Here is a 24,533-nt window from a genome sequence, read left to right as displayed (position 1 = left end):
GGTATACTAGCTATGTGAATATTTTGGGTCTCAATATTGGAGTTGCGTTTTAATTTTATTCATAAAATAAGAAGTTTTTTCAAAAATATTCTTTTCTTTTTCATCAAAAAAAGATTCTTTTCTATTGATATCAAGTAAATTGGAATAAGTTTCCATTCTTTCTGTAGCCTCATGTGAAAACATATGTAGCATTTCTTTATAGCGTTCTACAATAATTGATTTTTCCAATAATAATGAAAATTCACGTTTTTGCAATGGACGTGATAAAATTTCAAGATGCATTAAATCTGAGGCAAGATGAGAAGCTTTGCGAATTTGTTTTTTATATAACACAAGATATTTTAAAAATTTATGGATTCGCTCATCCTTTCGGATCATTGCCAAAATTTCTGGAATATCACTATTAATTAGATCTATTATGAATATATTTATCCGTGAAGGAACAATGTTGCACGAGGAAAAGTTTCTGCTTTCAATAAGCGTTATATTTAATCCCAATATCTTTAATGCAGCAAAGATTTCTTTGCCTTTGTCATTATCCGTACAATACCATATATCAGCACGTTCCATAATACATTATAACCCGTGTAAAGATTTTAAAAAAGTTCAGTTGTAATAATATAGTATATATTTAAAAATATTTTGCAACCGTTTTTCTTGGGAAAATTAAAAAAAGGATTAAAAAAGGGCTGTCTAAAAAGTGGTTTCCAAATAAATTATGGTATGCCTACTTAGGTAAGTGTGCCAAATATTTAACACTTTGTATTACAACGAGCACAATACCAAATTAAATCTTTACAAAATTTATCATGTAAGCATTTTCTAGACAGTCCCTGTAGCTAAATGCAACATTCTAACTACAATAAAATGCTCATTTACAAAATCCCAAACTAATTATTACTATTTTGCTTTATCCCATTTTCCTTCACTGCGCAATCTTTCTACTATCTTTTTTGCTTCTTCTTTTAATAATACATAGTCAGTCTTTGCAACCCTGTTCAGAGGAAACTGCCCTGGTTTGACAATTTCAACGTGTGAAGGTCTTGAATATGCTGATATATCTTCACATGCCTTCATCACATCTTCAGGTGTTACTTCCACACCCTGCAGAGGTTCAACAAATGCAATAATAGCTTCAGAATATATATCATGCTCGGCACCTACAACAGCAACCATATTCACTTTGCCTTTCAGCTTTTCACTAATATGGTGCTCAACGTCGTCAGGATATACCTGATAGCCTTTGGGTTTAATAACAAGCTTTGACCTGCCTGCAAAATGTAATCCTTTTTCATCATAGTATCCTAAATCGCCGGTATAGCATATGCCTTCTTTTGAGATCGTCTTTCTGGTGTTTTCAGGGTCGTTAAGATAGCCCAAAAAAATCTGCGGCCCACTGAAACAAATCTCACCAATCTCGCCTTTTGCTTTTTCTCTTCCTGCAGAACCATCAGCATTCATGGGTTCTCGTATGCTAATTGGACACAGCGGCATATCATAACCAATTCCCTGAGCTATCTCATCAACATCAGCATTTACATCAGTGTATGTACAGAATCCTGAAGTTTCCGTTAGACCCAAGCCTGTACCAATCCGCGGTGCCATAGACTTCATTTTTACAAGGAATTCCCTTGAAACTGCCTGTCCGCCATAGATAGCAAATCGCAAACTTGATAAATCATAATCCTTATAATTTGGCAACAGCCATTCCATGTTAAACAAGGCTGGGATCTGTCCAATGCAAGTAACCTTGTGAGCCTGTATAGCTTCAAGGCTTAATTTAGGATCAAAAATATGCAAAATTACCGAAGTACCTCCCCCATAAATAGTAGTGGCTAACTGTTCAGTAGTACATCCAACATGTGAAGGTGGTAGGTTAACCAGGAATCTATCACTTTCCTGCAATTCAAACCCAACAGCCAAACCAATGTTCTGTACAAGTATACCTTCATGACACAGCAATGCAGGTTTGGGCGAACCTGTAGAACCTGTTGTAAAAATTATTAAACATGCATCGCGTTTATCTACTTTTTTGCGGGCTTTCTTAACGCTTCCCGTCAACAAACTCTTTATAAATACCTTTTTAATATCTTTTACAAATTCAGTAATGCCAACAGCCCCATCCATAATAAATTCTGGTTCTTTTTGAAACTGAACCCAGTACTGTACATATGGAGATGATTTCATTACTTCTGATATCATTGGTCTGAAATCTGCAACAGGAGTTTTGCCAAGGAAAAAATAAGCCTTGGGCTTCATTCTATCCAAGCAGTATTGAATTTCTTTTGTTTTAAGCCTCAAATCCAGTGGAGCCACAATAACGCCAATACGGTAACATGCATACATCAAATAGATGTGTTCTTTTAGCAAAGGCAGGCTGGTTGCCACTATATCGCCTTTTTTCAATCCAATTGAAAGTAGCTTTGCAGCAAAGGCCGACACTGATGTATTAAATTGCTTCCAGGTTACCTTTTCGCCAGTATTATGTTCAATAATAGCTATCTCCTTTGGCTTTTTTTTGGCATATAAGGCAACATAATCTGCAAGATTTGGAAGCAATTCTTTATATCTTTCCAAACATAACTGATCTTTTTTAGCATCTTTCATACAAAACCTCCCCCTATTGCAATTATATACGTTATTGGGTCATAGGAGTATAGTTTACTACATACTCTTTATCCCCACATAACTTATTTCAATTTTATGTGACTCAGCAATTAAATATTGTGTCACATTATATTACAATATGATAATATCTATGATTTAATTGCAAGCAATAAATTATATATAAAATTATGTATAATTTGGCTTTTTTCCTTAAAAAACATTTTTAATAACTATCTGTATGTTTTATAATTTTTCTTTATTGACAAATTGCCTTAACTGATTTTAGCAATATTTATTCTTCAATTATCATGCAAGAGGTAAAATACCAAATATGGCAATTTTTTTTAATAATCATTAAAAATGATGATTTACCATTTAGAATTCACCAATCATAATTAACCATTCAATATTTTTCATTAAAGCATAAAGAGGTCATTATGGGTATAACATATAAAGATTCAGGGGTTGATGTTGAAGGTGGCAACAGGTTTGTAAAAAGAATAAGCACAATAGTAAAGGATACTTTTACAAAAGAAGTTTTAACTGATATTGGTGGATTTGCAGCGCTGTTTGATGCCACATTTAAACAATATAATGAACCAGTACTGGTATCCAGTACCGATGGAGTTGGAACAAAATTAAAAATTGCGCAAATGATGAACATACATACAACCATTGGCATTGATGCCGTTGCAATGTGTGTAAATGATATTGTAGTTACAGGTGCAAAACCATTATTTTTCCTGGATTACTTGGCATGTGGCAAGCTTCACGAAGATGTGCTTGTTGATGTAATTACTGGCATTGCCACAGGCTGCAAAATGGCAGATTGTGCCCTCATAGGTGGCGAAACTGCTGAACACCCTAACGTTATGCAACCAGACGATTACGATATAGCGGGTTTTAGCGTTGGTGTGGTTGACAAGCAGCGTATCATCAATGGGAGCACAATTCAACCTGGCGACGTGATTATAGGCGTCGCTTCATCCGGGATTCATTCCAATGGCTATTCTCTTGTACGCAAATTACTTTTTGATATAAAAAAATATACCATCACAACAAAATTTGATGACCTCCCCAAACCATTAGGCGAAGTTTTGCTAGAACCAACACGAATTTACGTAAAACCAATTTTAAAAGCATTGGAGACAGTTACTATTAAGGGGCTGGTTCATATTACTGGCGGGGGTTTCTACGAGAATATCCCCCGTATATTGCCACACAATACTGCTGCATATATTGAAAAAAAATCATTTCCTGTTCCACCAATATTTCAAATACTACAACGTGAAGGAAAAATTGAAGAAAAGGAAATGTTCACAACATTTAATATGGGTGTAGGCATGATGTGTGTTGTAGCACAAAATGAAGCCGAGACACTTATAAAGATCCTTACTCAACACGGCGAACACGCATATATCATTGGAACAATACAATCACGCAGAGATCAACCTGTAGTTCTTTGCTAATGCAATCCGTTTGGCAATTGTTGGATGGCTATAAAGGAAGAATTCTATCACTGGATGTTGCTCCTTTTGCGAAAGATTCATGGCAGCAAGCTTTTCCATTGTTGAAATAAACGATTCAGGATCATCAGTTATTTTGAGTGCATATTTGTCTGCCTGTTTTTCATAATACCGCGAAAGGGTATTGAGGAGCGGCATAAGCAATAAGCTTAAAACAGAAAGATAAAAAGCAAGTATTGGCATGGCCTGTATATCATATCTGTGTGAATAACCAGCACTGTGCAATGTTATTTCATACAAATACGAACATACATAAAATAAAACAATAATTATGATTCCACTTAACATTATATTCTTAACTATATGTTTATGCACATAATGTCCAAGTTCATGTGCAAATACTGTTTTTATTTCGCTTAAGCTAAATTCATTTAGCATTGTATCGCTTAATATTATTCTTCGAGTTTTACCCAACCCTGTGAATGCTGCATTTGCTTTTTTGGTATCCTTACTCATATTAAACACAAAAATCCCAGAAACACGTAATCCATGTTTGTTCATTAATTGAGTTAATGTGTTTTTTAATTCTTCATTATCAATAGGTGTGAATTTATAAAATAGCGGGAAAATTATAACTGGAGCAATTTTTGCCAGCATTATGGCAACTACAAAAACTACAATAGCAAAATATAACCACCAAAGAGGTGTTGCTTTAATGAAATAGTAAAACAATAACACAAGTGGAAGACCAATTATTGCTGAAACAAGCAATGATTTTAATTCCTCGATGAACCAACTAGTAATCGTCTGATTTGAAAGCCCAAATTTATGTTCCACAATATAACTTTGATAAAATTCAAGAGGAAAAAGAAAAACTGATAATAACGCACCAAAGCCAGTAAAAAATGCTAAAAGTAATAGATATTCATTTTGTATTAGCGGCGATAGTAACTGGTATAATGGCTCAGAAATGGTAAAGGCACCAATGCCTAATAGTACCAGTTCCAGTGTCATATGCACAATCGATAGCTTTAATTTTGTTCTTGTATATATAGCAGCCTGATTATCTGAACTGGCGTTTGTGTTAGTATTGGTGTTTATGTTAGTGTTAGTAGTCATAACATTATTATTCATTTCATTTAACAAAAATCCATGGAACCAAGTTTACCCAGAGTGCTAAAGTTGACTGCGAAGTATGATTTTTAATCTTATGAGGCCTGAGGCTTTTAAACGAAATGCTGTCCCCTTGCTGTAATACATACTCATTATCTTCAAGTGTTACAGTCAATTCACCTTTGATTATGTATCCCACTTCATATCCATCATGGTGATAATGTTCCTCGCCTGTTGATGCACCAGGCGGGAAATCAATTAAGATGACCTCCATCTCATTAGAATCTGGATTCAATAACGTGTATGAAACATTTCCATCAGTAAGCAGGCGCCTATGGGTATTTTTACGTATAACTGGAGAAGGAGCTGTTCTTTTTACATCATTTTCAAAAAATAAACCAATGGGCACATTGAATACATCTGCAATTGCTTTTAATGTTGCCAGCGAAGGATTTGCCTTGCCATGCTCTATCTGGCTAATAAGGCTTGGTGTTGCATGTATCTTTTCAGCTAATTCTTTTAACGTAATATCATTTTTTTTGCGGAAATATTGTATCTTTTTACCAATATTCTCAATCAGCTGGTCCATACAGTTCAACCTTCTACTAATTTATACTGTTCTGCTAAATATAATTATTTCATTGAATAATGTCCATCACTTTTTATTTATTGTTTATTAAAATATATATAAATTTCAGTATTCTAAAATACAACAGAATGAATAAAAATCCATTTATAATATAAACACATAACCTCTTTGGTTGTGCAATTTTTTTTGACATCCTCTTCTATGATTGCTATGATTGTATACGATTCATATTATTTACTATTTTTTATATTATGTTCATACTATTTTGCATATAATATTTTTTCAAAATAAAACTAATATAGCGGATGAAAAAATTACATTATATTTCATATTTACTACTTTTCATCATAGTTATTGGGTTGGTCGACACAAAACTTTTCTGTAAAAATTTGCTAGAACTGTATTCAGATCCTTCCTATTCTGAAGAAGGATTGCTGAATGCAATCAACTACAACCCAGATAACGACAGCATATTTTTACCAAAATTAGAGGGAAAAGATTTATTCGCTGCTATTAGTGATTTGTCTATTTGCAGGATTCCCGATGTAAGAAAGTTTTTATACATCTATCTTACTAAAGGGAGGGAATATACTATAAATGCCATAAAACGTTCCCACCTTTATATGCCTTTAATTAAGGAACAAATGCAACAATATGATGGCATCCCTGAAGATATAGCATTACTTCCATTGCTTGAAAGTGCATTTAATCCCTATGCTGTCTCTAAAAGTAATGCAGTGGGAATATGGCAATTTGTGCCTTCTACAGCAAAGGTTCTGGGTTTGCAAATTAATGAATTTGTTGATGAACGCCGTGATATAGTAAAATCAACAAATGCCGCACTACGACATCTTAACCATTTATATAACACATTCAACTCATGGGAACTTGCTCTTCTTGCATATAATGGCGGCTGTGGATATCTATCCCGTACAATGAGAGCAAATGGCTATCACCACTTTTATGACCTCATTGAAGCAGGAGTGCTACGAAAAGAAACAGCTGAATATGTATACCGTTATGCAGCGTTAGTGCTTATTTACAAATATCCTGAACTGTTTTCAATAGAACAGGATTTACTGAAACCTGATATTGAGTATGAAATTGAAATGGTGCAGTTGCGCTACCCTGTAAGAATCAATCTACTCACGGAAAAATGCAATATACCTTCTGAAGTTATAAAGCTATACAATCCTCAACTCAAAAGAGAAATAACCCCACCTAAAGAGCGAAATTATATTCTTCTTTTGCCAAAAGGCAGTAAGGAAAAAATAGAAGAATATAAAGACCAAATTTACACACTCAAATTTACATCTATTAAGACACATAAAGTGAAATCAGGGGAAACCTTATCAAAAATTGCAAAGCGCTACAGAGCAAGTCCAACAACTATTATTACGATTAACAATATCACCCAACCAGATTTTATTCACCCAGGAGAAATTTTATATATTCCAATTAACTAATTATTAAACAATATCATCACCACTAACTTTGTTTGCTAAATACTTCAATACTACACTTATACTTTGTTAATATAATATTTATTTCCACCGATTGTAATAATTTTTTTAAAAAATTGTCTTTACATTATGATTAATTAATAATTATTATTGTCGAACTATCAATCCAATATTGAAAACTCTAAAAGATCTTCCCTATCAATTTCATATGCCTTAAAATAATATTCTAGAATTTTATCATATTTCTTAATTTCTACAATACATAAATTTTTTATTAGCATAACCATATTTATTGGCAGGATAGTGCTGTATCATTAAATCAATATATTTGTTCAAGAATTTCTCATTTGAATATATCTCATCATCATTTACAAATTCATGCGATATTCCTGTATTTTTTGTATAATGAAAGTACCAGTATCTGAAATTTTTTTATTATTATATTATTCCAATAGATATATGTAAGCTTTTTATCAGAAAAATATTTCAAAGAATCTTATAATTCGGCTATATATTTGGTCAAATTCCTTTAATTCTTTTAATGATCATAATAACCCAAAACGCATTTCGTAATGGATGAGAAATTCATGAATGCTTTCTTTATAAAATAATTAAAGCAACATATAGTATTGCGGAACTAACTCGTTTTGTTCACCCCAATTGTCTATAATAATATTAGTTTGACCAAGTTTTACTTCTTTTAATAAAGTATTTAACTTGTCAAAATTTGTAGTATCAACATGTAACAATGAAATATTAATATAACATTAACAATCAAACCCATATTACTCATCAATTTTCTATAAAAAAGAGATTCTTCAATTGATGATATATATCATCTATACCTGTTTCTGTATTAATTTTATAAACTTCTGGTTCATCTTCATCAGGATTTTCAAACCTATCCTTTAACTGCATAAATGTTTCTACAGTTGCATCTGAAATTGATGCATCCTTTTGCCTTTTCTCAATTCTTCTTATAAGTTCATCTTGGGAGCAATCTGCAAAAATAAAATGCATAGCAATCCCCTTATCCTGGAAAAACTGATAAAAATCATTTCGCAGCTTTTTACTGTAAAAAGTACCATCAAGGATCACGGGGTTTCCTTTCTGAGCTATCGCCAAGGCTTTTTGTTTCATTGTTAAATAAACTCGTTCAGTCATTTCTGGATTGTAAATACCTTCTCCAACTTTTGCTTTTGCATTATCAAAAATATCAAGGCCAGCTAATTTCTTTCGCACCGCATCAGAATTAATAACTACACCTCCTGTAAGTGCAGCCAATTCCATGGCTATAGTGCTTTTACCGCTACCAATGTTGCCAAATACTGTATAAACAATACCATTACTACGCTGTTGCATATATTGCTTTGCAAGCTGAAAATATTGCGAAGCCTTTTGCACAAAACCATCTCTTTCTTTTTGAGTTATTCCTTCATTGTCTGATTGAAAGCTATTTATTTTTGCCCGTACCATTGCACGATATGCCTTGTAAAAGGGCAAAAGCAGCACACCATCATAATCTCCTGAAAGCTGAATGTACTGTGCGCACAGTCGATTTGATTCTTCTTTTTTTCCGTTGATATCTAAATCCATGAGTAGAAATGCAATATCCGAAATTGTATCTATATATCTAAATCGCTTATTGAATTCAATGCAGTCAAGAATGATTATTGCACCATCTTTATAGTAAATATGTTCACAGTGGAGGTCACCGTGACAATCGCGCACAAACCCCCCAGCGTTGCGGTTTTCAAATACCGCTGTGTGCTGTGTTATGAAATTCTCGGTCCAGTTTCGCATGAAGTCATAATCATCCGCAGTAACTATCGCCCCTATATATTTTTCAATCTGGTCAAAATTTTCCAGTGAGTTTTTGCTTATCTCTTTGATGCCGCCAAAGCCCTGTAAGCCTTCTGTATTATCCGCACTTTTATGAAAAGCGTAAATCTTTTGGGCTATGAGCGATAGCAAATTGGTATCGAGCTTGTGCCTGATTATATGTTTCAGCGAATATATATCATCAATATATTTCATCTTGACGCAATATGCAACAACGCTGCGTTCATCAAAGTTACCTTCCTCCACCAACCTGAGTGAATCGCCATCTTTGACAATCGCAACTACGCCAAGATATATTTCAGGGCTGATACGAGAATTGAGTCTGTATTCTTCAAATGTATAAAATTTCCTATCTTCAAATGACACAAAATTTAAAAAGCCAAAATCTACAGGCTTCTTTAGCTTGTAAACGTACGGCTTTGCAATAAACACATACGAAATATGTGTCTGTACAACATTAACCGTATCAACAGAATGATTGTACGATTTGGGATTTGAAAGAAATGATATTATTTCATTCATAGATTCCTCGTGTGTATAACTATTTTTTGCAAGCACATAAACTATATCGTATCAAATCATTGTTATAGATAAAAGCTCGTTACTGATGTAGTGATATATGTTATAAATGTCAAACATTTATGTTTTAAGATTAGTTAACACGCCATCTAAAAGTAAGTAAATTTTGTATATGATATTAAGCTAATTCTAATGTTAATTTGCTGTTTAGCAATTGTGGTGGCGGTCCCCAATAAAATTTGCAGCAATGTATGCCTTTTTCTTGGTAAAAATCAAAAGTATAGGATCTATTCTGGTAATAATTAAGATAGTTATCGGTATCTTTTCTTTTTGTACACTCAATATAGTAATCAATAAATTCAAACAAAACATTTTCAATGCAAAACTCAATGCAAAGCGCCAACGACATCTTCCATAACTTCTTTACATCAAGTATAAACTCATATTCAGATTGATAAAGCACAAGATGTAATCTACGCCAAGGCTGCTCTGTATTCCGTTTTCGGTAAGATATTCGTTTAAATGCTATTGCTTTTTTCCTTTCATTTTTGGCAGCAAACATTAACAAATACACTATCAATGATCTCAGGGGCATATTAAGTTTTTTTGCATATACATCCAATAAAGCAATATTCTTTAATGAAACACAGGTGGTTGTTTCAAAATGCATAATTTCCCTCCAAAGTCTTACAATTTGAATTATTGTTTTTACCAACACAAAACTTTATGTATTCTACTAATATTCAATATCACGTTTGTATTTTTCAACTTTTTTTTATATTAAAACATTAATTCCAAGCTATCGATTTAAAAAATAATTTGAAATTTTTACTATATACCTCATTATCATCGTAAAAATAATAATAACGAGGTGTGTTATGATTGCCCGTATTGACCATGTATCAATTGCAGTTCCAGATTTTGAGAAAGCTAAAAACTTTTTTGAAAGACTTGGTGCCATCGCGGGTGTGGGGGCAAAGGATGATAGAACAAAGTTTTACTGGCAGATATTTTCATTAGGAGATATGAGCCGTATTGAGCTGATATCACCAACTGACAAAGGAAGCTTTTTAGATGGATTTATGCAATCACGTGGAAGCGGTGTACATCATATAACATTACAAACGTATGATTTAAAAAAAGCCATAGCAAAATTAGAGGAAATGGGTATCCCTTACTTTGGGTACAACGAATATCCAGGTGGTGTATGGAAAGAGATTTTTATTCATCCAAAACATGCATTTGGTGTGCTTATACAAATTGCAGAATTCAATGCGGATGACTGGCTATCGCCAAAAGTAAAGATGCCGGATGGGCAGTTTACAATCGAGGTGATAGGAGGAAATATTTTATTGACACTGCCACATCCGGGTGGAGGTACGGCAACAATACAACTTACAAAAGAGCAAGCAAAAAATTTAGCAACGAGTTTATTATCAAAGATTTAATACAATTAAAATTCAATTTTCTCATATGGCATATTAAATGCTTCAGCAACATGGTCGTATGTGAGTTTTCCCTTATACACATTGAGGCCCTTATGGAGTGCCTTGTTCTCACGCATAGCTTTCTCAAGTCCTTTATCAGCAAGTTCAATGATATACGATAGCGTTACATTAGTTAATGCATACGTTGAAGTTCGTGGAACCGCACCTGGCATATTAGCAACACAGTAATGGACCACCCCTTCTTCAATGTAAATAGGATCGTCATGTGTTGTAGGTTTGCTTGTTTCAGCACATCCTCCTTGATCAATTGCTATATCAACAAATGCAGAACCTTTTCTCATAGCTTTAAGCATATCACGTGTAATTAATTTTGGAGCTTTGGCGCCAGGTATCAGCACTGAACCTATTACCAGATCTGCCTTTGTTACAAAATCCCAAATATTTGCTTTGTTTGACATTACAGTTATTACTCTTCCCTTAAAAATATCCTGCATATACCTCAAACGCTGTGCATTGATATCAAGGATAGCAACTTCAGCACCAACTCCCACAGCTAAATGGCACGCATTGGTCCCGGCAATCCCTGCACCTATTATAGTAACTTTTGCTGGTGGAACACCTGCAACCCCGGAAAGCAATATACCTGCACCACCATTTTTTGCCTCAAGACACATACAGCCCATCTGTATTGAAAGCCTGCCTGCAACCTCACTCATAGGCGCTAAAAGAGGAAGACTACCATCATCTAATTGTATTGTTTCGTATGCAACACCAATAATTTTTTTATTCAATAATTCAACCGTCAATGCCTCATCTGCGGCCAGATGAAGATATGTAAAGATTATTTGCCCTTCTTTCATTCTATCAAATTCTGGTCCTAATGGCTCTTTCACCTTTATTATCATATCAGCTTCAGCCCACACATCATTTGCATCTTTAATGATCTTTGCACCCGCTTTGATATATTCCTCATCCGTAAAACCAGAACCTTCACCTGCATGGGATTCTACAAATACGGAATGACCATGAGCTACCAGAGCATTAACCCCAGATGGTGTCAGAGCTACTCTGTTTTCTTTAACTTTTATTTCTTTTGGCACACCAATTTTCATAATACCCCCTTAAGATATAATGTACAAATATTTCAAATTATTTCTACTCTTCACCATGTACTTATCCAACTATGGTTAAACGACATATACTAATATTTTCATATTTATTTAAAATGAGTGAGTTATCACTCATTTTTTACTACACTAACCATCTTCCCAAAATATTGCAAGTATTTTTTTTCAAATTATGCAAAATAAATAATTTTGGCAATACAATAGGTATCTAAATTGAACTATTTCACTGATTATAGTGTATGTTTTGTAACGGATATATATCATGTTTTGTCCCAATAGCTTTTTATACAAAAAATAATCAAAATATATATTTAAAATATACTGGCTATCACTTTGCATTTACTTTTCTATACATTCGCTTTGCGATATGAGCTTCCTTAACATGGTCAACCACTGGCTTAGGGTAATCACAGTTAATATCTGCCTCATACCATTTATGTATAACTTTTGCAGGAAGTGATTGTAATTCCGGAATCCACCGTTTTATATATTTACATTCAGGATCATACTTTTTTTGCTGAAGCCATGGATTGAAAATTCTAAAAAAAGGCTGTGCATCACACCCTGTTGATGCAGCCCATTGCCAATTTCCATTATTAATACAAGGATCATAATCGATAAGTTTTGTTGCAAAATATTGCTCGCCCCACCGCCAGTCAATATGCAGGTCCTTTACCAAAAAGCTTGCTGCAATCATGCGTACCCTGTTATGCATAAAGCCTGTTGTGTTGAGCTGTCGCATACCTGCATCAACAATTGGGAATCCTGTAAGTCCATGTGCCCATAGCTCAAACTTTTCTTTATCATTTGACCATTGCAGGGCATTGTATTTTTTATGAAATGCTCCACCAAATACATGAGGGAAGTGATACGCAATTGATGTAAAGAAATCATGCCAGTACAATTCAGTAATAAATGAATCTGGTTGTCGTAAAAATTTATTTGCTGCATGATATACCTGGCGTATTGAAACAGTCCCAAACTTAATATGCGCGGATAATAAACTTGTTCCCTGTAAAGCAGGGAAATTTCGTGTTTCACTATAATTTTGTAAATCAGCAATTTTTGATAATAGCTGTAATGCTTCCTTCTTACCACCTTTTAAAAATGTATGTGGATTTTTATTAACAATAATTGTATTTAAAATATCATGATGCTTTTCTAGTGTTATTTTTGCATTATAATAATTACTATATTTATTTTTATGGGGCTGATTAACCTGAAACATTCTGGCTTTTTTAAGGTATTGAGTAAAAATGATATATGGCATGCCATCTAGCTTGACTACCATTTCAGGTTCATTCATCAGTGCATCAGCATAAATGTTACAATCCACAGCATACTTTGCGCATATCTCTTTTATTTTTCCATCTCGCATAGTACTGAATGGAGTATAGTCACGGTTGAAAAATACAGCATCGATTTTCTGTTCTTGTAGCAACATTTCTACAACGTTTTCTGCAATACCTTTAAACAGATACAACCTGCTCCCCTTTTTATTGAGATCATCGTTTAATTCCTTCAAAGATTGTACCATAAACTGTATTGCAAAATCTCCCCTATAAGGGTTATTGTAGATTTGTCTCTCATCCAAAATAAAACAGGGGATAACCTGGTTTGACAATTCTAACGCACGTATCAGGGCTGTGTTATCTTCTAATCTCAGATCTCTCCTGAATATATGAAGCGATATATTATATTTTTTCCCCATGAGCTTTCATTAATACCTTGGAAAAGTATGTAATAAAATCATTTAATTGAATTGACAATTTACATCATTATTACTACTGCTCACAATTAAATCAATCATTATGTGAGGAAAAACTGTGGATACGTATATAATTAAAGGCGGTAAAAGGCTAAATGGCTCAGTAACTATCTCCGGTGCCAAAAATGCAGCACTCCCTATTATTGTAGCAAGTTTGCTTGCCGAGGGCACAACAGTATTGCACAATATCCCAAACCTAAAGGATATTCAGACTATCCTTAAGGTAATTGAATGCCTTGGTGCTGAATATGAATTTGATACTGAAAAAAATACATTAAAGATTCATGTCAATTCATTAAAGAATGCAGAAGTACCGTATGACCTTGTGAAGACAATGCGCGCTTCCATTTATGTAATGGGACCGCTTCTGGCTCGCTGCGGCGAAGCCGATGTTTCACTTCCTGGTGGTTGCGCTATTGGTGAACGTCCAGTTGACATTCATCTTTCAGGCTTTGAAGCACTGGGCAGCACCATCACCATTGAACATGGCTATATCAAAGCACGGGCACAAAAATTAAAGGGCAATCGTTTTATTATGCGCAAGGTCTCGGTTGGCGCTACAGCTAACATTATGATGGCTGCTGTACTTGCTGATGGTGAGACAATACTTGAAAATTGTGCAATGGAGCCCGATGTTGTTGACCTTGGCAATTTTCTTATAAAAATGGGTGCAAAGATTGAAGGCATTGGAACCGAGCGCATAATCATTAAAGGTGTAAAAAAGCTTAAACCAGTAACTTATTCCATCATACCTGACCGTATTGAAGCGGGAACATTTTTAATTGCAGGAGCCATAACACGTGGCAATGTGACTATCAATAATGTAATTCCCGAACACTTTCAGGCTTGTATCAATGTACTATCAGAAATGGGTTTTGTTATTTCAGGCAGCGATAGCTCCGTTACAATAGAACCTTCCAAAAATTTAAAGGGCAGCATGATCAGGACACTGCCATATCCTGGTTTCCCAACCGACCTTCAGGCACCAATAATGTCACTTATGTGTACATTACCCGGATTAAGCGTAGTTGTTGAGACAATTTTTGAAAATAGGTACACCCACGTAGGCGAATTACGCCGAATGGGCGCCGACATCGAAGTAGAAGGAAATGTTGCCATTGTAAAAGGAGGAAGACAATTGCAAGCTGCACCTGTTCTTATGTCCGACCTGCGTGCTGGAGCTTCGCTTGTACTTGCTGCACTAGCTGCAAAAGGTAAAACCGAAATACGACGCATATACCATACCGATAGAGGATATGAAAATTTTGAGCAAAAGTTACAGAGCTTAGGTGCCGATATACAAAGAGTAAAAGGAGGAAAACCATAATGGTACGAGGATTGTATACCGGCGCAAGTGGCATGATAGCACAAGAAGCACGGTTAGATGTTATTGCCAATAATTTAGCTAATGTTGATAAAACTGCATACAAAAAAGATTTAACCCTGTTTAAAGCTTTTCCGGATATGATTATCCGAAGGCTCAACGATGACGGTTTAGGAATTACACCTGCAGGTTCTTATGACACAATGCCATTTGTTGGCAAATTAGGCACAGGGGTTGAAGTAAACGAAGTATATACAGTATATGAACAGGGCTCATTGATGCGAACCGAAAATCCCTTTGATGTAGCTCTTGATGGGAAAGGTTTCTTTGCCGTGATGACAGAGCGTGGTGAACGGTATACACGTAATGGCGCATTTACACTTAATAAAGATGGTATTCTGGTAACGCATAATGGCCTTCCGGTACTTGGTGAAAATGGTATAATCAAGCTGCAGAAGAACAATTTCATAATTAACGAACGTGGCGAAATCCTTGTCAACGCCGCACTTTCATTGGAACCAACTGACTTAGTTGGTATGACGCAAAATAACTGGGAACAACCAGTGGTAATTGACAAACTTAAGATAGTTGATTTTGAAAACATCCGCGAATTGAAGAAAGAAGGCGAATCGTTATACCGTGAAACGGAATACTCTGGTCCTGCGTTACCAGCTGAAGAATACAAGGTTGTACAGGGATTCCTTGAGAAATCAAATGTAAATGTTGTCCGCGAGATGGTTGACATGATTGAAGTACAGCGAAGCTATGAAGCCAATCAAAAAGCAATGTTAACCCATGACCAGGAATTAGGGCGTTTAATTAATGAAGTTGCACGATAGATCATTTTTTTACATAACAATTAGCGGGCAAGCTCAGTAATGGGTTTGCCTTTTTTATTTTTTGCATCCCAGTATGGCGAAATTTCAAGCAATCTATTTACTACCTCTGGCATCACCTGCAACGTATAATCAATTTCTTCTTCAGTGGTGTAACGGCTTAAACTAAAGCGAATTGAACCATGTGCTGATGTAAACGGCACTCCCATTGCCCTAAGGACATGTGAAGGCTCCAGTGAACCCGAAGAACATGCCGAACCAGATGATGCTGCTATCCCCTTTTCATTAAGATACAGTAGAATTGCCTCACCTTCAATATATTCAAATCCTATATTAGTAGTATTATCTACCCTTTTAACCTTGTTTCCATTAAGATGAGCATTTGAACATTGAGACAGCAATCCATTTTCAAGACGGTCACGTAGTTTTTTTACACGAGCTACTTCTTCAGGTTTAGCAAGATGCTCTATGACAAGCTCAGAGGCTTTCCCTATTCCAATTATCCCTGGTACATTATGCGTGCCAGGCCTTCTGGCTTTTTCTTGATGTCCACCGTATAATAACGGTCTCATTCGTGTGCCTCTTCGCACATACAATACACCAATCCCCTTTGGTGCATGAAACTTATGACCGGAAATTGCAAGCAAGTCGCATTGAATTTTATTTACATCAACCGGTATTTTCCCAATTGCCTGCACTGCATCAACATGAAATGGCACACCACGCTTTTTGCAAAATGCACCAATCTCTTCAACAGGGAATATAACACCTGTTTCATTATTAGCATACATCACCGAAACTATTGCCGTATCATTTGTCACTGCATCAAATAAAAAATCAAGATCCAGATTACCTTCCCTGTCAACAGGAACATAGGTAACAGAATATCCTTCACGTTCAAGCTGGCGGCATAGATTAAGCACCGCAGGATGTTCCACTTTTGTTGTTACTATATGTTTTTTATCACGGTAATACTGCAATGTCCCCAGTATTGCCATGTTATCGCTTTCAGTGGCACCACTGGTAAAAACTATCTCATAATCATAATCAGCGCCAAGCATCCGTGCTACACTATGGCGAGCACGCTCTACATCATGTGCAACATCACCACCAAAATCATGCATACTTGATGGATTGCCATATCGTTCCATAAAAAATGGCATCATGGCTTCCATAACCTCTGGTGCCACCATTGTTGTTGCATTGTTATCAAGATATATTATGCTATTTTGCATTATTTCACCTCTATTACTTCAATATCGTTTTCTACATACTCACGCAATTTTTCCAGTACAAGGTTTTTCATGGTAACATCAGAAATAACACAGTGTGCACAGTGACCACGTAATGCTACGTATACTTTCTTTCCATCAATATCAATAAGTTCAATATCACCACCATCACGCAAAAGTACCGGGCGAATGACATTCTGTATTGTTTCTTCTACAAGCTGCATCCTCTTTAAATTAGACATTGGTTTTATATTAATATCTACACGGGGTTTTTCTTTTACTTTGTCTAGCTCTTCTTTTATAATATCTTCTATTTTTGGAATGCACGAACCACACGCACCACCTGCTTTTGTATAATTGGTCACTTCTTCAACAGTGGTAAGATTATTTTCATTAATAACACGGCGTATTAAATTTTCCGAAACACCAAAACACTGACACACAATGGCACCTTCATCTTCGTGTTCATCTTCTATTTTTTGGCCCTTGATTTTCTTTATGGCTTTTTCAAGTGCCTCCTGCCCCATTACCGAACAGTGCATCTTCTGGTCGGGGAGTCCACCCAAAAATTCAACTATATCTTTATTGGTAATCTTTGCAGCTTCATCAACAGTCTTCCCTTTAATCATCTCGGTCAATGCCGATGAGGAGGCAATTGCACTTCCACATCCAAATGTTTTGAACTTTGCATCAACAATTTTGTCACCATCAAGCTTAAGGTAAAGCGTAAGAGCATCACCACACACAATGCTGCCAACCTCAACAACAACATCAGCATCAGGTATTTCGCCAACATTCTTTGGATTTTTATATAATTCCTTTACCTTTTCTGTATATTCCCACATAAAAAATCTCCTTCAGTGCTTTTAAAATTACTACAATTGCCACAACCTCCAAAAATCAATTCATTTTTCAAAGCACAAATATGCAGTAATTACTACCATTATAGTAGTATATTATCGCTCTGTCAATATATTTTGTTAACAATAATGATTTTTTTAAAAAGATTTTAATTGCTATGAACCAAATCTTCTTGAAGAGATCACATTTGAAAGATTAAATATAATCTAAATGTAGAGCAAACACTCTATTAAACTTTCCTTTATTTATTATTGTCCACCGAAGAGTGCATAAACAACTCTTGTAGAAATTTACTCTTTTTAAGAATATTAAATATTATTTCTAATGTATATATAACAGCAAAGCTTTTAAATACTCTGTTTCGGGACAATATAGTGACACCGGATGATCTGCAGGCTGTGAAAATTTAGAAAGTATTTGTACATCACGACCTGCATCCATTGCTGCACCAAATACTACTTGCTGAAAAAGCTTGCTATCAATAAACCTTGAACAAGAACAGGTAAGCAACAATGAATTATGTGGAGCCTTCTTAATTATTTTAAGGTTTAGCTCTTTGTAGCCACGCAAGGCATTTTTTACTCCTGCTTTATTTTTTGCAAGAGCGGGCGGATCACATATTATAAAATTTTGTGAAATATTCTGTTCATTGATATAATCAAATACATTTGCTTTTACAACTGTGTGCCTAGCATGCAATTCATTTAATGTACAGTTTGTTACTGCTAAATCAAGAGCATCCTGAGAGCTATCAATTGATACTGCATGCCCTGCACCTCCTGACAGAGCTGCAACTGAAAAACCTCCTGAATATGAGAACAAATTTAACACATCTTTTGCCTCTGCTAACACTTTTACAATTTTCCTGTTATCACGCTGATCACAAAAAAATCCTGTTTTCTGTCCACGCCGTACATCAACATAAAATCTCATTCCATTTTCATTTATTTCAATCAATTCAGGCGTTACACCGTACACCTGCTGATTAACAGTATGCAAACCTTCAATTTTTCTTCCCTCATGGTCACTGCGTTCATAAATACTTACTGGCTTTAGCATATCTATAAGTATTTGGGCGATAGCTCCTTTTAATTGATCCATCCCCAACGTCAAAATCTGCATTACACAGTGTCCATTATACCAATCAACTATAAGTCCTGGCAAAAAATCACCTTCTGAGTGAATAATGCGATAGGCATTTGTACATTGTGGTATTCCAGCAATTTTTCGTGCAACAAGTGCTTGTGTGATTCTTTTTATAATAAGATCATTATCCGGCATTGTACTTTCAAAGCTCAATATTCGTACAGCTATGTCACAGCGGCTGTTATAGTATCCCCACGCAAGCACTGTTCCATCTGATGCACACACACAAGCTACCTTACCATCAAGGGCTTCTGCATGAGCTATCGCCCCAGAAAAAATCCATGGATGCTTTTGAAGTACTGATTTTTCTTTGCCTTTTTTTAAGATTACTCTATTCATAATTATTTCATATATCGTGATTGATATACCATAACTGCATGATGCACAACAATACCATACGCAACCGCTACATTGAGAGAGTGCTTAATCCCAAACATTGGAATTTCAAGAGCAACATCACATAATGAAAGAATTTCACTGCTGATGCCATCAACCTCATTACCAACAACTATACATAGAGGATAATTATATGCATATTCAAAATATGAAATGCTGGTTGTAGTATGTTCAAGTGCTGCAATGACAAAGCCTTGATTTTTCAACATTGTAATAACTGACACAGGTTTTATTGAATGCTCCCATGGGACGCTTTCGGTGCTGCCAAGAGCAGTCTTTTCAATTTCTTTTCGTGGAGGATGTGGTGTATATCCACATAAATACATATATGCTATGCGTGCTGCATCGGCACTTCTGAACATAGAACCAACATTATACAAACTACGAATATTTTCAAGGACAGTTACTACAGGGAATCGTGGCAATCTAAATAACTGTTGCAAATTGGGGCGTTTGAGTTTTAAGTCTTCATATTGTAATTTTTTCATCTTTTATGTGTACATTTACAGGCTTTTGGCACTTATACCCTGCCACATACCGCTTGGCCCCTGACCTATTCGCCAGAATGCAACATTTTCAACAGCCATCGATGAATAAAGTTTAAGGCGATCATAAATTGCTCGTTGATCCGTATAATATACTCTAACCTTTACTGTTTCTTCATATTCAAAATAGGCACCATTTTCGGGATCATATTTTGGTTGTATATTTGATGTTTTTATCATCTCCTCAACATGCCTATAATGAACCGACTTGTTAAAATTTTTGTCCTGCCATGATCGGCCATATAATGGCAAGCCCATAATTAGCTTTTCTTTTGGAATAAAACTTTTTGCAAAATCAGCAACTTCCCTACACCATGACAGGCTTGCAACTGGTCCCGGGGTGCTTCCTGACCAGTGCTGGTCATATGCCATAACAATAACCCTATCAACAATAGCAGCAATTGAAGGGTAGTCATACGCATCGGCTATTCGCGTTCTTCGCGCAGGTAGTGCCACAGATAGCATTTTGCTTTTATCAAGGGCAGCTCGCAGTTCAGTTAAAAAACTGAAGAACCAGGCAGCATCTGAAGAGGCAACTGATTCAAAATCAATTTGCACTCCATCAAATTTTGAAGCTATTCTGCATACATCTTGAATAAAATTTTTACGCACCGGTAAATCAGGATTAAGTATAAAATGCAACAGTGCAAAATTATCAATAACTGCTATTACGATATGATGCCGTATTTTTTTATTAAATGTAATTGACGGTGGCGCATAATCACCAATTATCTGGCCCCTACCACTTACTTTTGCACTGAAATAACAAAGGTCAGTGATTGGTTCACTACCCATCATTCTGTCTTCTTCGCCTTTCATGAGATATGCCCACACTTCGTTGAATTCAAGACTGTCTGCAATCTGATAGACATTGACGGTAGTTTCACCTGACTGAATATTATTATATTGAGATTTATTTTGCTGATACTGGCTAGTAAATGAGGAACATCCTGAAAAAAGAATTATTAGCAAAATAAATAATTTCTTCATAATTAAACACCTCAGATAATGAAATGGTATACTCAACTGTTTCTTAATTTTCATTAATGTTATCATTAATGGCCTCTTTCAAGCCACAGCACAATTTGTGAGAATATTCTGCTCATGTACAACTATAATATTTGTCGGATGCAATCACTATACTACAACAGTGTTGTATCAGCCCACTTTCAATAATTTTTTAACTTTTTCAATCAGCATGTCTTCGTTTATGGGAGCAGCTAAATAATCGGCAGCACCGCGTTCAAGTGCATCAAAAACAGCAAGAGGCTCATTGCGGGAAGATACAATAAGGACTGGAATTTGTGCATATTCCTTGACAGCATACAAACGTTCCAGCAAATAAAGGCCGTCTATATGCTTTAAAAAGATATCCATTACTATAAGCCGAGGATTTGTTTCTTTTACCTTTTCAAACAGTGCTAAAGGGTCATTGCAGCGTTCAATTGAAAAACCCGCAGTAGTGAGTACAAACTGCAGGAACTGAGCAAACCTATCATTATCAAACACAAGTAATATTGGATTCATAGTGTCACCTATTTGAGCTGTCGCAACAACATTTCGCGAATACGTGTGCTTTCAAACACACGCACAGATTCTACGGCTGGTCTCATATCGCAGATCTACAGTTATATTATTAAGCTTTTTATTCTTCACCACATCATAAAAGATCATCACTTTAGGATTCATAAAATTAACACGTGATATGTCTTCAATACGCGCTATCTCATATACCCTTATCTTTTTTCGTGTATCCAGGCTAACTTTTTCAGATTCAAGCATTATAAAATCACCTACACGCAAAAAAGGATTACCCTTGTTAAGCGATAATCCCAAAACTTTAATAAAACGGTGCACATCATCAGTAGAATAGAGATAATTAGAAAGGTTGAGAATATAGCGCAACGCCTTTTCCACTGACATAGGCATTCTAAACGGGGTAGCGCTCGTTAGTGCATCATACATATCGCAAATGCCCATGATTCGTGCAAGATCAGGCAGTTCATTGTACTGAGTCTCCCGCGTTTTGTCCTTTTCATCATCACGGAATGGATAGCCTGGGCTTTGCAACTTACGGTGATGAAACAATGCAACGTATTTTATAATATTGGGAACAACTTTACGCCCCGAGGAGTCTGTTACACTGTCAAGTATTCTGTACCCTTCACGAGTATGCTCAAGAACTTTTTTAAATTCATCATATGACAACAAACCGGGTTTTTGGATTATTGACTGATCAACTCTCAATTTGCCAATATCGTGAAGGTATCCGGCCAAAGCTGCCAATTTAACCTTATCGCCTGTTGACAACTCCTTATATACCAAAATCATAGCCAAAATACCAACATTAACTGAATGCGTATAGGTGATAAAATCAAATTCTTTAATCTCTTTTAGAAGCGACAATACCCCACCTGTTTTATCTTCAGCTCTCAGGCTATCAACTACAGCTGCCAGCTGGTTGTGTGACTGTAAAAATTGCTCATACGACATCCTTCCAGTCTTTCGAATGTCAACATACATGGTAGCAGTATCATCTGCAATAGCCTTCAGTTTCTTCATGTCGATAATTTCACGATCATATACACCAATAGTTTCAGTAACTCGTGGAATAAAAAACTTTACACCTTCTTCGGACTTCTTTTTTAGCACTTCATCATCCAGTGCCTGACCTGCAGAAAAAACTGTATTGCCATTTTGATCAAGAACATCAAAAGTAAGCAATTTATCGCCGCTCAATTTTTTTAAATATGATATTGATATCTCCTGAAACCGGGAAGTATCTATTGTGATATTATCTTTATCCATAACTCTCTTGCTTTCAAAATTAACTTGATTTAATGTTTATTATGATACAATATTGTATTTGTTGCAATATTTTTTTCAAAATCAATAAAGGTTTTGTGCGATAGCTCATAGTAAAAATCCAATGAAAAAATACCATACCATTATAATTCTCTTATTATTTTTCACATTTACATTACCGGCATGTTGTAAACACCATATTCCCGGCGTTCCAACATATTCTATCTGGGTACATTCTGATATACAGCCCGTACATAAAGCAGACAGATGGCACTATAAAAGAGCAATTGAAGATTTGAAAAATATACATCCATACCCCATGATAGCCATTATAGCAGGAGATATTGTACAGCATAAAACTTCTGATGAAGATTTTGAATGGTTTCTTGAAGTTAGAAAACTTGCAAATATTCAATACTGGTATGAAATTGCAGGTAACCATGAATGGAAAAACATGTCAGGATATCAAAAATATATAGGGAAACCATTGAAATACACTGTTAGTTTTGGGAATGTCCTTTTTATATTTATGTCAAATGAACGGGGAAGACCACCCACATACCTTTCCAACGAAACATTTAACTGGTGGAAAAATATTGTGATATCCAATCAAGATAAAATTATTATTACCATAACCCACGCTCCATTACAAAACAGTAAATTGCTTGGATCTTTTTCAAAAAAACACATGATATTGGATTCATGGCGTTTTGAGAAAGTTTTAAAAAAATATCATGTAGATATATGGGTAAGCGGGCATATTCATATGCCAGCATGGCTTAGACAAAACAGCCGCATAGCCCCTGAATTTGGAAATATACTCTTTATCAATGTGTGCGGCATTAGAAAAGATCCAACAACCAATGTGGAATCACGTATATTCTTCTTCCAGGAGGGTTCTGATAAAGTACTAATTAGATTACGTGACCATGAATCAGAGGCATTTAAAAGTTCTTATGACATTAATATTACACTGCGCCATCCCTTTACCTGCAATGGCTGTGTTCCATCGATGTTACAAGAAAATTTAAACAATAAATTATAAAAAATACTTGCCATATTTTTATTCTGTAAAAACATTTACTTTGAGATAATTCCTTATATTATAATTTTGCTATACAGAGGTGATATATGAATATGAAAAAGAATGTTGGTCCAGCTGACAGGTATATCAGAGTTTTAATTGGGGTTTCATTTTTACTTAATATAATTATATTAAAACCGGGTGCTATAGGAACTATTATTCTTTTAGCTCTGGGATTGGCTGTATTATACTCTGCATACAGTGGTTATTGCTGGGCATACGACCTTTTAAAGATAAGCACCTGCAAGGAATCATGTGCTTCGGAAGTTGAATAACATTTACATCTATATATGTTCTTTAAAAAAGGCAGGAAATATTCCTGCCTTTTTTACGTATTCAAATAACTGAACAAAATGAAAATA

General features: G+C 35.3%; 22 protein-coding genes. 7 read left to right on the top strand and 15 right to left on the bottom strand.

Annotation, left to right across the window (positions count from 1 at the left end; translation table 11 throughout):
• Positions 1-30 precede the first annotated feature (30 nt).
• Positions 31-570: a hypothetical protein gene (locus N3F66_01505; protein ID MCX8122824.1), complete on the bottom strand. Its 540-nt coding sequence runs from the start codon at positions 568-570 to the stop codon at positions 31-33.
• A gap of 330 nt (positions 571-900) precedes the next feature.
• The gene (locus N3F66_01500; protein MCX8122823.1) at positions 901-2,607 is read right to left on the bottom strand and encodes an acyl--CoA ligase; all 1,707 of its coding nucleotides are present in this window, start codon (positions 2,605-2,607) and stop codon (positions 901-903) included.
• A 437-nt stretch (positions 2,608-3,044) separates the two neighbouring features.
• On the opposite strand from N3F66_01500, the gene purM reads away from it, so the two are divergent.
• The gene (purM, locus tag N3F66_01495; GenBank protein MCX8122822.1) at positions 3,045-4,076 is read left to right on the top strand and encodes a phosphoribosylformylglycinamidine cyclo-ligase; all 1,032 of its coding nucleotides are present in this window, start codon (positions 3,045-3,047) and stop codon (positions 4,074-4,076) included.
• On the opposite strand, the gene N3F66_01490 is transcribed toward purM, so the two are convergent.
• On the bottom strand, positions 4,044-5,192 hold the full coding sequence (locus tag N3F66_01490; protein MCX8122821.1) for a M48 family metallopeptidase: 1,149 nt from the start codon (positions 5,190-5,192) through the stop codon (positions 4,044-4,046). The two genes, purM and N3F66_01490, sit on opposite strands and share 33 nt — an antisense overlap.
• Positions 5,193-5,208: 16 nt before the next feature.
• The gene (locus tag N3F66_01485) at positions 5,209-5,775 is read right to left on the bottom strand and encodes a cupin domain-containing protein (GenBank protein MCX8122820.1); all 567 of its coding nucleotides are present in this window, start codon (positions 5,773-5,775) and stop codon (positions 5,209-5,211) included.
• 305 nt (positions 5,776-6,080) lie between these two features.
• On the opposite strand from N3F66_01485, the gene N3F66_01480 reads away from it, so the two are divergent.
• Positions 6,081-7,241: a transglycosylase SLT domain-containing protein gene (locus N3F66_01480; GenBank protein ID MCX8122819.1), complete on the top strand. Its 1,161-nt coding sequence runs from the start codon at positions 6,081-6,083 to the stop codon at positions 7,239-7,241.
• A 789-nt stretch (positions 7,242-8,030) separates the two neighbouring features.
• Here N3F66_01480 and N3F66_01475 read toward each other — a convergent pair.
• Together N3F66_01475 and N3F66_01470 are read right to left on the bottom strand one after the other, a co-directional pair.
• On the bottom strand, positions 8,031-9,602 hold the full coding sequence (locus N3F66_01475) for an AAA family ATPase (protein ID MCX8122818.1): 1,572 nt from the start codon (positions 9,600-9,602) through the stop codon (positions 8,031-8,033).
• A 175-nt stretch (positions 9,603-9,777) separates the two neighbouring features.
• A complete protein-coding gene (locus N3F66_01470) occupies positions 9,778-10,269 on the bottom strand; it encodes a hypothetical protein (GenBank protein ID MCX8122817.1) in 492 nt (163 codons plus the stop codon).
• 208 nt (positions 10,270-10,477) lie between these two features.
• Between N3F66_01470 and N3F66_01465 the strand changes: the two genes are divergently transcribed.
• Positions 10,478-11,047, top strand: a complete 570-nt coding sequence (locus N3F66_01465; protein ID MCX8122816.1) for a VOC family protein — start codon at positions 10,478-10,480, stop codon at positions 11,045-11,047.
• A 5-nt stretch (positions 11,048-11,052) separates the two neighbouring features.
• On the opposite strand, the gene ald is transcribed toward N3F66_01465, so the two are convergent.
• Positions 11,053-12,159, bottom strand: a complete 1,107-nt coding sequence (ald, locus tag N3F66_01460; protein MCX8122815.1) for an alanine dehydrogenase — start codon at positions 12,157-12,159, stop codon at positions 11,053-11,055.
• Positions 12,160-12,502: 343 nt separating this feature from the next.
• Positions 12,503-13,885, bottom strand: a complete 1,383-nt coding sequence (locus N3F66_01455) for a DNA photolyase family protein (GenBank protein ID MCX8122814.1) — start codon at positions 13,883-13,885, stop codon at positions 12,503-12,505.
• A 115-nt stretch (positions 13,886-14,000) separates the two neighbouring features.
• Here N3F66_01455 and murA point away from each other — a divergent pair, with 115 nt between their 5' ends.
• Positions 14,001-15,269: a UDP-N-acetylglucosamine 1-carboxyvinyltransferase gene (murA, locus tag N3F66_01450; protein ID MCX8122813.1), complete on the top strand. Its 1,269-nt coding sequence runs from the start codon at positions 14,001-14,003 to the stop codon at positions 15,267-15,269.
• Positions 15,269-16,105 carry a flagellar basal-body rod protein FlgF gene (gene flgF, locus N3F66_01445; GenBank protein MCX8122812.1) on the top strand — a complete coding sequence of 279 codons (837 nt, stop codon included), beginning with the start codon at positions 15,269-15,271 and terminating at the stop codon, positions 16,103-16,105. Before murA ends, flgF begins: the two co-directional genes overlap by 1 nt.
• A gap of 20 nt (positions 16,106-16,125) precedes the next feature.
• Here the strand turns inward: flgF and nifS are convergent, their stop codons facing one another.
• The 7 genes from nifS to N3F66_01410 form a co-directional block, all read right to left on the bottom strand.
• Positions 16,126-17,337, bottom strand: coding sequence for a cysteine desulfurase NifS (gene nifS, locus N3F66_01440; GenBank protein ID MCX8122811.1), 1,212 nt, complete (start codon positions 17,335-17,337; stop codon positions 16,126-16,128).
• Positions 17,337-18,179, bottom strand: coding sequence for a Fe-S cluster assembly protein NifU (gene nifU / locus N3F66_01435; GenBank protein MCX8122810.1), 843 nt, complete (start codon positions 18,177-18,179; stop codon positions 17,337-17,339). The genes nifS and nifU overlap by 1 nt, the downstream gene beginning before the upstream one ends.
• A 337-nt stretch (positions 18,180-18,516) precedes the next feature.
• Positions 18,517-19,680 carry a class I SAM-dependent rRNA methyltransferase gene (locus N3F66_01430; protein ID MCX8122809.1) on the bottom strand — a complete coding sequence of 388 codons (1,164 nt, stop codon included), beginning with the start codon at positions 19,678-19,680 and terminating at the stop codon, positions 18,517-18,519.
• A 2-nt stretch (positions 19,681-19,682) separates the two neighbouring features.
• Positions 19,683-20,225, bottom strand: a complete 543-nt coding sequence (locus tag N3F66_01425; GenBank protein MCX8122808.1) for an RNA methyltransferase — start codon at positions 20,223-20,225, stop codon at positions 19,683-19,685.
• Between the two features lie 15 nt (positions 20,226-20,240).
• On the bottom strand, positions 20,241-21,272 hold the full coding sequence (locus tag N3F66_01420) for a glycosyl hydrolase family 18 protein (GenBank protein ID MCX8122807.1): 1,032 nt from the start codon (positions 21,270-21,272) through the stop codon (positions 20,241-20,243).
• A gap of 168 nt (positions 21,273-21,440) precedes the next feature.
• Complete coding sequence (locus N3F66_01415; GenBank protein ID MCX8122806.1) at positions 21,441-21,809, bottom strand: response regulator; 369 nt, start codon at positions 21,807-21,809, stop codon at positions 21,441-21,443.
• 51 nt (positions 21,810-21,860) lie between these two features.
• Entirely contained in the window at positions 21,861-23,090 is a 1,230-nt protein-coding gene (locus N3F66_01410) for an HD domain-containing protein (protein ID MCX8122805.1), read from the bottom strand.
• Positions 23,091-23,211: 121 nt separating this feature from the next.
• On the opposite strand from N3F66_01410, the gene N3F66_01405 reads away from it, so the two are divergent.
• Together N3F66_01405 and N3F66_01400 are read left to right on the top strand one after the other, a co-directional pair.
• Positions 23,212-24,132: a metallophosphoesterase gene (locus N3F66_01405; GenBank protein MCX8122804.1), complete on the top strand. Its 921-nt coding sequence runs from the start codon at positions 23,212-23,214 to the stop codon at positions 24,130-24,132.
• Positions 24,133-24,218: 86 nt separating this feature from the next.
• Positions 24,219-24,446, top strand: a complete 228-nt coding sequence (locus N3F66_01400; protein ID MCX8122803.1) for a DUF2892 domain-containing protein — start codon at positions 24,219-24,221, stop codon at positions 24,444-24,446.
• Positions 24,447-24,533 lie beyond the last annotated feature (87 nt).

This window comes from Spirochaetota bacterium, assembly GCA_026414805.1.
Lineage (GTDB): Bacteria > Spirochaetota > UBA4802 > UBA4802 > UB4802 > UBA4802.
Note: the sequence above shows the minus strand (reverse complement) of the source record. Positions and strands in the feature narration are given on the sequence as shown.

What these genes read in the sequence shown, in the direction of transcription:
- flgF (MCX8122812.1), top strand. Translation starts at nt 15,269, where the DNA reads ATGGTACGAGGATTGTATACCGGCGCAAGTGGCATGATAGCACAAGAA.
- N3F66_01415 (MCX8122806.1), bottom strand. Translation starts at nt 21,809, where the DNA reads ATGAATCCAATATTACTTGTGTTTGATAATGATAGGTTTGCTCAGTTC.
- N3F66_01485 (MCX8122820.1), bottom strand. Translation starts at nt 5,775, where the DNA reads ATGGACCAGCTGATTGAGAATATTGGTAAAAAGATACAATATTTCCGC.
- N3F66_01490 (MCX8122821.1), bottom strand. Translation starts at nt 5,192, where the DNA reads ATGACTACTAACACTAACATAAACACCAATACTAACACAAACGCCAGT.
- N3F66_01470 (MCX8122817.1), bottom strand. Translation starts at nt 10,269, where the DNA reads ATGCATTTTGAAACAACCACCTGTGTTTCATTAAAGAATATTGCTTTA.
- nifU (MCX8122810.1), bottom strand. Translation starts at nt 18,179, where the DNA reads ATGTGGGAATATACAGAAAAGGTAAAGGAATTATATAAAAATCCAAAG.
- N3F66_01480 (MCX8122819.1), top strand. Translation starts at nt 6,081, where the DNA reads ATGAAAAAATTACATTATATTTCATATTTACTACTTTTCATCATAGTT.
- N3F66_01405 (MCX8122804.1), top strand. Translation starts at nt 23,212, where the DNA reads ATGAAAAAATACCATACCATTATAATTCTCTTATTATTTTTCACATTT.
- ald (MCX8122815.1), bottom strand. Translation starts at nt 12,159, where the DNA reads ATGAAAATTGGTGTGCCAAAAGAAATAAAAGTTAAAGAAAACAGAGTA.
- N3F66_01410 (MCX8122805.1), bottom strand. Translation starts at nt 23,090, where the DNA reads ATGGATAAAGATAATATCACAATAGATACTTCCCGGTTTCAGGAGATA.
- N3F66_01475 (MCX8122818.1), bottom strand. Translation starts at nt 9,602, where the DNA reads ATGAATGAAATAATATCATTTCTTTCAAATCCCAAATCGTACAATCAT.
- N3F66_01465 (MCX8122816.1), top strand. Translation starts at nt 10,478, where the DNA reads ATGATTGCCCGTATTGACCATGTATCAATTGCAGTTCCAGATTTTGAG.
- purM (MCX8122822.1), top strand. Translation starts at nt 3,045, where the DNA reads ATGGGTATAACATATAAAGATTCAGGGGTTGATGTTGAAGGTGGCAAC.
- N3F66_01430 (MCX8122809.1), bottom strand. Translation starts at nt 19,680, where the DNA reads ATGAATAGAGTAATCTTAAAAAAAGGCAAAGAAAAATCAGTACTTCAA.
- nifS (MCX8122811.1), bottom strand. Translation starts at nt 17,337, where the DNA reads ATGCAAAATAGCATAATATATCTTGATAACAATGCAACAACAATGGTG.
- N3F66_01505 (MCX8122824.1), bottom strand. Translation starts at nt 570, where the DNA reads ATGGAACGTGCTGATATATGGTATTGTACGGATAATGACAAAGGCAAA.
- N3F66_01420 (MCX8122807.1), bottom strand. Translation starts at nt 21,272, where the DNA reads ATGAAGAAATTATTTATTTTGCTAATAATTCTTTTTTCAGGATGTTCC.
- N3F66_01425 (MCX8122808.1), bottom strand. Translation starts at nt 20,225, where the DNA reads ATGAAAAAATTACAATATGAAGACTTAAAACTCAAACGCCCCAATTTG.
- N3F66_01500 (MCX8122823.1), bottom strand. Translation starts at nt 2,607, where the DNA reads ATGAAAGATGCTAAAAAAGATCAGTTATGTTTGGAAAGATATAAAGAA.
- N3F66_01400 (MCX8122803.1), top strand. Translation starts at nt 24,219, where the DNA reads ATGAATATGAAAAAGAATGTTGGTCCAGCTGACAGGTATATCAGAGTT.
- N3F66_01455 (MCX8122814.1), bottom strand. Translation starts at nt 13,885, where the DNA reads ATGGGGAAAAAATATAATATATCGCTTCATATATTCAGGAGAGATCTG.